This window comes from Bifidobacterium minimum, assembly GCF_000741645.1.
GTDB lineage: Bacteria > Actinomycetota > Actinomycetes > Actinomycetales > Bifidobacteriaceae > Bifidobacterium > Bifidobacterium minimum.
This window is the reverse complement of record NZ_JGZD01000009.1, coordinates 187,717-199,768: the sequence shown is the minus strand read 5'-3', so window position 1 is coordinate 199,768 and position 12,052 is coordinate 187,717. Positions and strand designations below refer to the sequence as shown.

The following is a 12,052-nucleotide window of genomic DNA, read 5'->3' as shown; positions in this document are numbered from 1 at the left end:
ACGGTGGGGCCGCTCCACGGCGAGGCCGGTTCCGGCGATGGACCCTATCATCGACACGCAGCTTGGCATTGTCCTAGGTGACGTTGTACGATGACCTCCGTTGTCCGGCGGGCTGTGGCGCAGCTTGGTAGCGCGCTTCGTTCGGGACGAAGAGGCCGCGAGTTCAAATCTCGCCAGCCCGACAGCGAGCGGTTTCGCACTTCGGTGCGGGGCCGCTTTTTCATTGCTTTTACTGGCCTCGGAGGCCGTAACCGGCCATTCCCCCAATGTGCAGTTTGACCCAGAAAACACCCGTTTTCAGTATGGATATGTAGTTTCTTGTGTAGTTCGACGTGTAGTGCCGCGTGTAGTGCCATGTGTAGTGCCATGTGTAGTTCGTGGAGAAATCACGGCAGGACGAGCGGGCGCCTCGCAACACCCTGATATACACTGATAGCGCATATCGAAGGACATACGGCAATCCCCGCGAACCACTGCAGCGACGCACGGACGGCAACGAGACGCCACCCTCTTCATCACCCGACCCGCACCACGCGGACATGACCGATGCAGGCCGACTGCGCTATGGGTGGCGACGGAAAAGAGGACAGAGTGAACGACTCCACAGACGCTTTCGACGAGGATCGTTTCCTTGCCGAACTGGACGCCATATTCTCCTCGCACCGGGGAGCGACCGACGCGGAGCCCAGCATCCTCCAGGCGCTGGCGGATGCGGAGAACGCCGGCGATGACGCGGGAACACTGACGGTTCTCAACGAGGCCATAGGCTTCTACCGCTCGCAGGGACGGAATCAGGATGTTCAATGGATGGTCCAGCGGGCGTTGGAGCTGGGGCTGCGCATGGGGATCACCGGCACCGACGCCTGGACGACGACGCTGATCAACGCCGCCACGGGCATGAGAGCCGCAGGCCTCCACGATCAGGCCGAGGACCTCTACAAACAGGCCCTGGAGTCGGCCAACGCGACGCTGTCGCCAACCGATCGGCGGATGGCTGCCCTCCACAACAACCTCTCCATGCTGTACAGCGAGACGGGCAGACCCCGTCAGGCTCTCGCGGAGCTCCGGGCGGCCCTGGACATCCTTGAATCATCCAGTCCCGACCCGGATCATGACGTCGACATCGCCGCCACGCACGCGAACATGGCCCTCATTCTTCTCGATGTCGCGGCGCAATCATCGGAATCCGACGAATACCTTCGGCAGGCCGACCATCATGCGCTGACAGCCCTGTCCCTGTATCGGGCAGCGGGGGCCGAGCATGAGTCGCATTACGCGTCGGCGCTCGCGGCCATGGCCCAGGTGTCATACGCACGGGGACTCTTCGACGACGCCGTGGCCTTCTACGGCAAGGCGCTCGCGCTGATCGAGGAATGCTATGGCACCGATGCGGACTCCTACCGCGTCACGAAGCAGAATCTCGAGGACGCACGTCTCAGAGCCGGGAAGCGGACGCCCGACGACACGTCCTCTCCGGCACCCCCCGTGCAAAGCGGAGACGACCGGCGGCGCCATGACGACGCTGCGGCGGACGGACCGGATATCCCCCACCCCACCGACGAAGTCCCGCATGCCACGTCACGTGTCCACGCATCATCCGCAGAGCCGGCAGCAGAGCCATCCGCGCCATCATCCATCTCCGGACTCGACCTGTCCCGTCGATACTGGGAAGCCTACGGAAAGCCGCTGCTGGACGGCAGATACTCACGGTTCCGCGACCGCACCGCAGTGGGGCTCGTGGGGCACGGATCGGAATGCTACGGATTCGACGACGACATCTCCCATGACCATGATTTCGGCCCGGGGTTCTGTCTGTGGCTCACCGCGGAGGACTACGCCGTGATCGGAGCGGATCTCCAGCACGACTACGAGGGCCTTCCCGAATCGTTCATGGGATTCGGCCCCCGGGTCCGTACCCCCCGCGCCCAGGGACAGGGACGACGGGTGGGGGTCTTCGAGATCGGCGACTTCTTCGAATCCCTCACCGGGCTCCGGGAGGCGCCGTCGGCCGACAAACCCCATGAATGGCTGATGCTGGACGAGCCCACGCTGGCGGCCGCCACGAACGGCCGCGTGTTCCGCGACCCCTACGGCATGTTCTCCCGCACGAGACGCGGGTTCATGCTCATGCCCGATGACGTTCGGCTCTCGCTCATCTCGCGACGGCTCGGGATGATGGCCCAGTCCGGGCAGTACAACCTCCCCCGCATGCTCGAACGGGGGGACCCGGCGGGCGCATGGCTGTCGATCGGCCAATTCGTGGACGCCACGTCGTCGCTGGTCTTTCTGCTCAACAATCCCGCGAGCGTGGGCTACCTGCCCTACTACAAATGGCGCTTCGCCGCTCTGAGACGTCTGTCGAAGCGCATGGGCAGCGTCCTGCCCCAGGTCGCCGCCGGCCTGGAGGACATCATGCGCCTCTCCTCCGCCGCCTGCTATGCCGGAGTCGGCTTCGGTGAGGGCGGCAAAGGCGCGTCGACATCGATGGCGGCCGTTCGCAAACACGTGGAGGACGTCTGCGCCGATGTCGCGTCCGAGCTGCGACGCGAGGGCCTCAGCGAAAGCACCGAGACGTTTCTTGAATGGCAGCGTCCTTATGTGGAAAGCCGCATCACGTCGGACTCGCCGCTTCTACGAAGTCTGGAGGACTAGAACCATGACCGCACATGAATCAGACATCACCGGAATCCGGCCGGACAACCGCAAACCGCAGACCGTCCAACAGGATGGCATTGGAACCGGCGGCATTGGAACCGGCGCGGCCGACGCCCCCATCGGGAGCCGCCGGCCGGATCCGCTCATCGCCACGGTGGTGGCCCACGAGTGGAGGCAGTTCCAGGACACGACCAACGAGGGCGGTCGGGCCTCCTGTCAGGACAACTGGCCCATGTTCAGTCAGATGAGGACCAGCCAGTTCCTGACGTGGCCGCACGATCTTCTGAATTCCTACGAGAACGATCTGACGCAGGCCGACCGCACCGGGCGCAATCTGGTCACCGAGAAGTACGCGCGGATGATGGAGTCCACCGATCCGACGACGTTCGACCGCGACATCCGCCCGTTCATCCCGCGGCTCGACGAGGGACGCATGCAGGTCCAGGAGAGGATCATCGCCACGCAGGTGGGATGGGCGGCCGACTTCCGCGAAAGATACCCCCGTCTGGGAGCCGGAATGCGCGTTCTGACAACCGATCAGGACACGACCGAGAACACGTCGTTCGAGACCTATCTGCGCGGCGAGCTGGGGACCTACTCGGATCGCACGCTGTCGTTGTACGCGCGGATGGTTGATTCGCTGACCTCGGGACACGGGAATCTGACCGAGGACACCATCGCGAACACCGTGAGACTCGCCGGATTCACCGGTCTGGATGAGGCCGAGAAGTCGCAGGGACACTGGGATCGGTAACGGGCGGAATGGAAGCGAGCGGTCCGGATGGGGACGGCACGGACGGGGACGGCGCGGAGACGGAACGCGGGGAGCGGGGCGGTTCACGGATGCCGAGAATTCGCGAGCGCAGATCCTCGGCGTCGGTGAACCGCATCCCCCGCCATCCCAGGGAAAGCGCCGCGTCGACGTTCTCCGCACGATCGTCGACGAACACCGTTCGCTCGGGATCAAGTCCATACCGTTCCTGCGCGCGACGATATATTTCAGGATCGGGCTTCGCCACCGACTCCTCCGAGGATATGACGACGCCACCGAGCAGGGCGAGGTCAGGACATGCGCGCCGAGCGATGTCGACGAACCGCGTGGTGAAGTTCGTCAGCCCCCACAACCTCAATCCTCTGGAGTCGAGATCGCGCAGCAGATCGGCCATCCCCGGCATCATGCCGACGATGGTCCTGTCGCGATGCTCGAAATACATCCGGAAAACCCAGGCGACGGCCGGGCCATGGCGGTCCTCATAATCCTCCAGCACACGCTCGTCACTCCAGCCCAGATCGCTCAACGCATCATAGTGATCGAAGCCATACGGGTCATCGGGATCGAAGAACATATCGATGACCCCTTGCGGATACAGTCCTTCCAGAGCGCGCTCGGGACGCCAATCGACAAGGACGCCGCAGAAATCCATGACGACATCCGTCACCGTCGGGCGACCGTCATGCCGTCCCTCCGCGTCCATCCTCGTCATCATTGCCAGCCTCTCCGTCTCTACCAATCTCCCCGCCATTGCCAACGGCCGTCGCCGACAATCTCACATACCCCGAATGATGCATGGTGAAGCGGATGCGGGATGCGATGTACACGTCCACCGCCCTTTCACAGGGACGGCCGGACTGGTCGACAGCCACGCGACGGATGCGGGTCACGGGAGTGCCCTCGGCGATCTTCAGCAGCTGCGCCCTGCGGGAATCCGCCATGAAGGAATCCAGCGTTTCGTCGACCGACTGCGGCCGCACACCATAATCGTCCTCGAAGATACGATAGAACGGACGGGTGAGATCCTTGGACAGGAAGCCGGGGAAAAGATCCGCCGGAAGGTGGGTGACCTCCAGGGAGAAAGGCCGTCCCGCTATCATCCTCAGTCTGGTGATGGCATAGATGACGGGCGCGTCGCCACGCAGATCCAGCATTCTGGCGTCCACCGGAGACGCGGAAGTCACGACGGCCGACATCACCCACGAGGACATGACCAGCCCCTGACGTTTTGCGATGTCGGGAAGGGACTCGACGGTGTTGATGTTGCGCTCGAGCCTGTCGTCGGAGACTATGATGCCGCCCGACCGGCCGATGCGTCGAACGATCTCATGGGAACCCTCAAGAACCGCGAGCGCCGCGCGCAGACGAGAGCGCGTGACTCCCAACTGCCGGGCGAGGTCGCGCTCTGATCCCATGCGCTCGCCAGGCTGGTACTCCTCACGGGAGATGATCGCGCGAAGCCTTCTGACGACGTCGCCCACATCAGCGACGTCGTCACCATCAAACGCGCGCATCGATGTCACGATCTGTCGATCCTCCGTCTCCACAGGGTGCCGATACGCCCGATCGCAGTGACAAGAAGACAGGACAAAACAAGAAGACACCCCGCGACCCGCGGACGGCGGAGGACATCACCCAACGATGACAGACTCGACACCATATATTCACCGGCAAGGATCCGCAGAGGATCACACGAAGCACGACCGATAAGATCACCGTATCTGAGCAGCCTCGTTTCATAAGACCGTGGATCGTCCTCATGAAAAACGAAAAGACGCAATGCCCTGTCGGAGGCGTGTGGGCCATAGGATCGGAAGCCACATGTCGGCGCATATCCATAATCCATTCCATCGATGGTGGCCACAAAAGTGTTCTTGTGGTCATGCCCGCAGTACAACGCGAAATAGCCGCCTGCCCGACGCATCGCCTCAACCTCGCCGACGGCCCGTTCGGAACAGCACGGCCCCTCACCCAGAGTAGACCCGGGACGGCAGACCTCGGGATTGAGCACGTAGCAGGAATCGGAGAACATCCGATGTCCGCGCACCGCATTCGGCGTCAAAGGGCCCGTCTTTCTCAGGCACCGATAGAAATCCTGTGGAGGAATATGCTGGAACACCACTGACGGCACCGGATTCCCACCGTCTGCCCCCAGCCGGACCCTCTCCAGCCATTTGACAGCCACATCAGAGGGAGCCCCATATCCACCGCTCTCGTCGAAATCACCTGAGTTGACCATCATAATGCCCATAGCCACACGTGAACCATCCCGTGACATAATAGGCATCGCGAAGGAGCCGACCTCGCAGGCAAGAGCCGAGCGCTCCGTTCCCCGCACATCGTCCATCCTAGGGTTGAGACAACCGGGGAACTGACGATAAATCTCATCCTGCTCGTCGGGCATCACACCGCACTGGAAATCATGGTTCCCGTAGGTCACCGCGAAGGGAATTCCCCGCGAGACGATGGGATCCAGAAATTGGCGTATCGACTCCCTGATCTTGAGACGGGTACTCCGAAGCGCTGATTCGCTCCCTCCCGTGGCCATCGGTGACTCCGAGCAACGAGTGGAATAACCATCAATCATCGCCTCCAATCGAACTGCGCGGGAGACATGCGCCCCGATAGCATCTCCACGCCTCGACGTGAAGGTCTCCATATACCCGGGATCATACCCGCGAATCTGATCTCCGGTAAGTACCACCAAATCCGGGTCGGCCTCGCGAACGGCGGCATCGATAAGCGCAACCGCATCCGGATCCACGACGGGGCCATCCTGAATGTCGGCGAGCTGGAGAACACGGAAAGTCCCATCCTTTCGGAACGACAACGTCGAATCATTCAGCATCAGCGTCACCATCCTTCCCCGCATCCTCGGCCCACCTCAACTCGATACGCCTGCTCATGACTGGATAGGGCTTGATGGCAACATCAACATGCTGGCCAATATCGAACCGGTCGTCTATGTCATGCTGTGCTACAAGTTCCATTGCGTCCACATGAACGGTCGTCCTCTGAATGGACCCCAAGAAGCTTGTGCGGACGACGACGGCATCACCCGCGTCATCAGGAGACAGCACCACGTTCTCCGGACGGATGAAGACCGTGACGAGACTGTTTGGAGCTTCCTTGGATGACAGGGGAAGCGGGCATTCGCATACGGTGACGGCTCCGTCTCGTCCCACGGTCGTGTCGACCTTGTTCGACTGCCCGACGAAATCACTGACGAAAGGCGTTTTCGGAGTCAGATACAGTTCCTTCGGCGTTCCAATCTGCTCGATGTTGCCATCATGCATGACCGCGATCCTATCTGAAACAGCCAAAGCCTCCTCTTGATCGTGCGTCACGAAAATCGTCGTGATTCCCAGCTTCAACTGCAACGACCGTATCTCATCACGCAGCTGCACTCGGATCTTGGCGTCCAATGCAGACAATGGCTCGTCCAGAAGGAGAACACCCGGATTGAGAATCAGCGCGCGCGCCACGGCAACACGCTGCTGCTGACCTCCCGACAGCTGAGAAGGATATCGATCGGCAAACTCACCAAGACCGACAAGGGACAGCATATCCGCGGCCTTGGCCCTACGCTCCTGACGCCCCACCCTCTTAACCCGCAGACCAAAAGCGACATTGTCCGCAACCGTCATATTAGGGAACAGCGAATACTGCTGGAAAACCATGCCGATGCCACGACTTCGTGGAGGGGTTCTCGACACCTCACGTCCCCCTACGCTGACGCGCCCTCCGGATATCTGTTCGAAGCCCGCCAAACACCTCAACGCGGTCGACTTCCCGCATCCCGATGGCCCCAGAAGACTAACCATCTCGCCCGGAAGCACGCTGAGCGAGAACGAATGTAGTACTTCCCGCCCCCCATATGATTTCGTGACATTGTCGAAAACCACCGACTCGCCCAATGCGGCGTCACCCGCGTCATGATGCTCTGTGACCATGGTCTGCTCCTTATGACTATTGTCGCGCGTCACTATCGACCAGCGTGGGGTTACTTCACGGAATCCCCGCGCGTCCGGCGTCCACCGGCTCCACTCACCGCAAACAGCGCGGCGAAGGTACCCACAAGGACGATCAATGTGATAATGACCGATACATACACATCACCTTGGGAGATCACGATCAGGTCGGTCTGCAGCGTCTCCCTGTTCAACAGCGAGGCGACGGTGAACTCACCAAGGACGATCGCGCAGACCATCAGTGTCGCCGACACGATGCTGCGCCGTAGACAAGGTACAAGAACCAGCACCAACGTCCTCGACCATCGTGATCCGAGAGACTCTGCGGCCTGCACCAACGTCCCAGCGTGAAGACCGCTGAGATCCGATTCCACCGTCGTGTAAACGAAGGGCATGGCAAGCACGCCATAGGCGAGCGACAGCGTCCATGAGCCTGGACCGACCACACGTGAAAGGAAAGCGAAGACCGGCGCGAAACCCACCACCAGGATTATCGCGGGCACCGCAATCGGAAACAGCATGAACACCCTCATCATTCTTCGCATCCTAGGGAAACGCACATCGATAAGGATGATGGCAGGGATAACCAGAACATACACGATGACGACCGTGCAGACTACAAGAATCAGCGAATTGTAGAGGCCTGGTCCCAAGGAGTCCCAGATGTCCGAACCACGTGGAGAAAAAACCGTCGTCCAATGCTCTGTGGTAAAACCACCGGTTGACGAACGAAATGTGAAATACACCATGCCAATAAGGGGCAACGCAATGAACACTGCAAAAAGAACAAGGGCTACACGCCGAAACACCTGAGTGGGACGGTCATACGGCGACCAGACGGGCATCTGATCCGCGATAGGTCTCTCGCCCGAACGATCCACGGTCTTCTTTATTCCTATCCGATCCATGTCGAGGCCTTTCTCTCCACGAGCGCATACGCGCCCACGACGACGATCATGACCCCCAACATCCCCATGGCCAAGGCACCGGCCTCTCCGCCACTGCCCAGACCCGTCTCGCTGATGAGCGCCGCCCGCACCTGGAGCGGGGCTATCTGCGATCCTTGACTTATCAACGCCGCCGCCGTCGCATACGCGGAGAACGCGTTTGCAAAAAGAAGCAGGAACCCTCCCATGAAAGCGGGAACAAGAACGGGGACACCAACATAGCGCCAATAATCCCGGCGTCCGCCCCCCAACATCGCGACGGCTTCCGCGAATTGGGGAGACAACCGCGATATCGCGGGGAAAAAGATAATTATCATCAAGGGAATCTGGAAAAACAGATATGGCAGGATCAATCCACGCGGAGTATAAAGCCACATGCTTCCGGCATATATATCGACATGGAAAGCCCTGCGGAGGAATAGCGTCACCATGCCTTGATTCCCTAGCGTGGCGATGAAGGCGAATGCCAGCATGACTCCACCAAATTGGGATAGTGTACTGGACGCAGAATCGACCGTCCGTCGAATGATCCCTCCCGGGGCACAGCCAAGAAGCGCGAAGGAGATGATCGAGCCAAGAACCGCTCCGACGAGTGCCGTCAGCAACGACAACCACAACGAGTTCAGAAAGGCCGATCCCACTCCCGGCCGGGAAAAGATCGCCAGATTCGCGAGGGTCCATCCTCCATCTGCCGATTCGAATGCGCTTTTCGCCACAAGAAGCGTAGGAACGAAAAACATCATCGTCACATAGACGACGAAGGGCACCAGCGATGCCATATTTCTGATTCTCTTCACACTGGCCTCCTCGATGATTCCGACGTCGACGTCTTCACGCAGTTCGCGGGACGCCGACGCTCAATCTTGACAATCGTTCACATGCCTCATGATGCGGAGACCGATGACCACGTATCCGCCAACAGAGTATTGGCCGCCGTCGTTTGGGCCGAGGTTGCAATCGCTATGTCATCCGGCAGCCCGCCAGCCTTCTTCAACGCAGCCTTGTCGATTGTTCCCGCATCAGTCATGGACTTGGCGAGGACCGGCAACGCTCCCGACTTGAGGAAAAGGTTCTGGACATCGTCGGAGAACACGAACTCCTGCCACAGACGCGCCGCCGCGGGATGGGGGGCGTCCTTGTTGATCGCTTGATTGTAATAGGCTCCGTAGGCCTTGTTCGGAAGAACGACCGTCTTGTAGTTAGCGTTCTGTTCAGCAGCCGCGACATTGAGATAGTTCCAGTCGATGACTACGGGAGTCTCGCCCGATGCGATGGTGGACGAAGTGGCGGAAACCGTCAGGAAATTGCCGGCCTTGTTCAGTTTCCTGAAGAAATTGATGCCCGTCGAATAGTCATCAAGCGTCCCACCCTCCTGAAGGGTGACCCAACCGACCGCGGCGAAGGCCGCCCCTGCCTGAGTGGGATCCCCGTTTATCGCGACTTTGCCCTTATAGGCGGACTTGAGAAGATCGTCGACGGACGTTGGGCGAGGAACCTTCGACGAATCGTACCCAATGGACATGACTCCGGTGTAGTCGTTGACGTACAGGCCCGAGCTCTCCTTGTTGTCATCGGGAATCGACGACCATCGCGTAACCTTGTAGGGTGCGAAATAGTCCGTACTCGTCGTAGCGACGGCGGCACCCAGGTCGAACACATCCGGAGCGTTCGACTGGCCTTTGAGATTCTTCGCGGCCTTGATCTCCTCGGCGCTTGATGCGTCGGGATTGGTCGAGTTGATGTCGATGCCGTACTTTTTCTCGAAAAGTTTGATGATCTTCCCCCAGTTAGCCCAGTCATCCGGGCAAGCGATCAGGGTCAGCTTACCTTCGGCCTTGGCGGCTTTGACGAGAGCATCCATGCCACCGAAGTCCTCGGCGCTGGTAGCGGATGCCGACTTAGAGTCCACAGTCGAACTTTCCGTCGATCCACATCCAGCCGCAGAAATAGCCAGAACCGCCGAGATCGTGGCTACAACCAGGGATGCGGCTCGTTTCCTTGTATATGACATTTCAGATTCCCTTCATTCATTTCATTCTCACTGATTCTCGGATGGAACGCTCGACGCCACTCATCGCCCGCAACGGCATTCCCATGAACCTCCATGATGGAACGCACTCATGCTAAATGAGTTGAATTACCTGGACGCCGAGATACGAAATCCTCACGTTCGTAGCCATTAATCCCCGCAACCGCTGCGCAACTGCACGGACATCCAGCAGAAACAATCACCTCGCCTACACGCCTCATGCTCACCCGAACCGCACACTCGTCATGTGCGGAAACGACGCGGAAGAGCCCGTCACTCTATTTGTCCAGCGAGTCGAGCGTCGTGCTGAACGCCGACATGAACCAGTCGACGTCGTCCTCGCTGAACACCAGTGGCGGCCTCAGTTTGAGGATGTTGCCGTAGCGACCGCACACCGAGGTGAGGACATGGTTCTGCCGCAGCGTCTCCAGGATGTCGAGAGCCGAGGCCTGATCGGGATCCGTCGTTCCGGGCTTGACGATCTCACATCCGATGTAGAGCCCGGCGCCGCGCACGTCGCCGATGCATGGATGGGAGTCCTTGAGTCCCTCGACCGCCGCCTTGAACACGGCGCCGACCTTTTTGGAGTTCCCCATGGTGTCCTCGTCGCGCATGACGTCCAGAACGGCCTGCGCCGCAGCCATGCACACCGGATTGCCGCCGAAGGTGTTGAAGTATGGAATGGAGCCCGCAAACGGCTCCAGGATCTCATGCCGCGCCGCCATCAGGGACGTCGGCAGTCCATTCGCCATGGGCTTGCCCGACGTGACGAGATCGGGAACGATGCCCTGCCGCTCGAACCCCCAGAAGGCGTCCCCCGTCCGGGTGAACCCTGGCTGGACCTCATCGGCGATCCACACGCCGCCAAGCTCATGCACGACGTCGATAACCGGCTGAAGATAGCCCACGGGATCGGGATACACTCCATCGGACGAGAAAATCGAATCGGCCAGCAGGGCGGCGAATTTTATCCCATGCCGGTTCATGTCGGCCACGGCGTCGCGCACACGGTCGGCCATCCACGCGCCGAAGGTCGCGGCATCGCATTGCGAGCCACGGATTCCATCCACGCTCACCCGGTAGGTGTCGGGAGTGGGGATCATCCTCATCGTCAACCCCAGATCCTGGGCCGTGCCCAACGCGGGCGAAAGCTTCGACGTCAACGCGGAGTTCCCGTGGTAGGCCTCATGCGTGACGATCACGCCCTCGCCGCCCGTGTATGCCTGGGCGACGCGGACCGCCAGATCATTGGCCTCGGATCCGGTGCACTGGAACATCACACGATCCAGGGGATCGGGCATGGTCGACAGGATATCCTCCGCGTAGTGAAGGATGTTCTCGTGCAGGTATCTGGTATGCGTGTTCAGTTCGGACGCCTGTCTGGTCATGGCTTCGACCACCCGCGGATGGCAATGCCCGACCGACGCCACGTTGTTGTACACGTCAAGATATTCGACGCCGTCGGCGTCCCACAGATGCGATCCGCGTCCTTTGACCAGATGGACCGGCGTGCGGTAGAACAGCCGGTACGCATCGCCGAGAACGCTTCTCTCCCGGGTCAGCTCCCTCGTGCGGGGGTCGAGGCGTCCGCCATCTCGGGCCTGAAACTGTTCGTATCCATAATGGTCGATCGAGTTGCCATCGTTATGTCTTCTTTCTTGCGTCATTCACGTCATCA

Annotated in this window: 10 protein-coding genes and 1 tRNA gene; 3 read left to right on the top strand and 8 right to left on the bottom strand. The window is 60.3% G+C overall.

All coding sequences use genetic code 11. The features are described from left to right. Positions 1 to 108: 108 nt before the first annotated feature. The 3 genes from BMIN_RS04615 to BMIN_RS04605 all read left to right on the top strand — a co-directional run bounded on the left by BMIN_RS04615 (position 109) and on the right by BMIN_RS04605 (position 3,409). Positions 109 to 182, top strand: a tRNA-Pro gene (locus tag BMIN_RS04615). 382 nt (positions 183 to 564) lie between these two features. Further along, positions 565 to 2,652: a DUF4037 domain-containing protein gene (locus BMIN_RS04610; RefSeq protein ID WP_051126277.1), complete on the top strand. Its 2,088-nt coding sequence runs from the start codon at positions 565 to 567 to the stop codon at positions 2,650 to 2,652. Positions 2,653 to 2,656: 4 nt separating this feature from the next. Beyond that, entirely contained in the window at positions 2,657 to 3,409 is a 753-nt protein-coding gene (locus BMIN_RS04605; RefSeq protein ID WP_022860931.1) for a DUF4125 family protein, read from the top strand. Here BMIN_RS04605 and BMIN_RS04600 read toward each other — a convergent pair. From BMIN_RS04600 to BMIN_RS04565, 8 genes are all read right to left on the bottom strand, one after another. Beyond that, a complete protein-coding gene (locus tag BMIN_RS04600; protein ID WP_238565622.1) occupies positions 3,360 to 4,142 on the bottom strand; it encodes an HAD family hydrolase in 783 nt (260 codons plus the stop codon). The genes BMIN_RS04605 and BMIN_RS04600 overlap by 50 nt on opposite strands. Then, positions 4,108 to 4,941 (bottom strand): GntR family transcriptional regulator, encoded by an 834-nt coding sequence (locus tag BMIN_RS04595; RefSeq protein WP_081647985.1) that lies wholly within the window; start codon positions 4,939 to 4,941, stop codon positions 4,108 to 4,110. The genes BMIN_RS04600 and BMIN_RS04595 overlap by 35 nt, the downstream gene beginning before the upstream one ends. 5 nt (positions 4,942 to 4,946) lie before the next feature. Next, on the bottom strand, positions 4,947 to 6,275 hold the full coding sequence (locus BMIN_RS04590) for a metallophosphoesterase family protein (protein WP_033395425.1): 1,329 nt from the start codon (positions 6,273 to 6,275) through the stop codon (positions 4,947 to 4,949). Next, a complete protein-coding gene (locus tag BMIN_RS04585) occupies positions 6,265 to 7,380 on the bottom strand; it encodes an ABC transporter ATP-binding protein (RefSeq protein ID WP_022860927.1) in 1,116 nt (371 codons plus the stop codon). The genes BMIN_RS04590 and BMIN_RS04585 overlap by 11 nt, the downstream gene beginning before the upstream one ends. A gap of 50 nt (positions 7,381 to 7,430) precedes the next feature. Then, on the bottom strand, positions 7,431 to 7,919 hold the full coding sequence (locus tag BMIN_RS08720) for an ABC transporter permease (protein WP_162138749.1): 489 nt from the start codon (positions 7,917 to 7,919) through the stop codon (positions 7,431 to 7,433). A gap of 374 nt (positions 7,920 to 8,293) precedes the next feature. Continuing rightward, a complete protein-coding gene (locus BMIN_RS04575; RefSeq protein WP_026647396.1) occupies positions 8,294 to 9,142 on the bottom strand; it encodes an ABC transporter permease in 849 nt (282 codons plus the stop codon). A gap of 86 nt (positions 9,143 to 9,228) precedes the next feature. Continuing rightward, complete coding sequence (locus tag BMIN_RS04570) at positions 9,229 to 10,254, bottom strand: ABC transporter substrate-binding protein (protein ID WP_022860924.1); 1,026 nt, start codon at positions 10,252 to 10,254, stop codon at positions 9,229 to 9,231. Positions 10,255 to 10,652: 398 nt separating this feature from the next. Continuing rightward, positions 10,653 to 12,041, bottom strand: coding sequence for an aspartate aminotransferase family protein (locus tag BMIN_RS04565; RefSeq protein ID WP_238565621.1), 1,389 nt, complete (start codon positions 12,039 to 12,041; stop codon positions 10,653 to 10,655). Between the last annotated feature and the right edge of the window lie 11 nt (positions 12,042 to 12,052).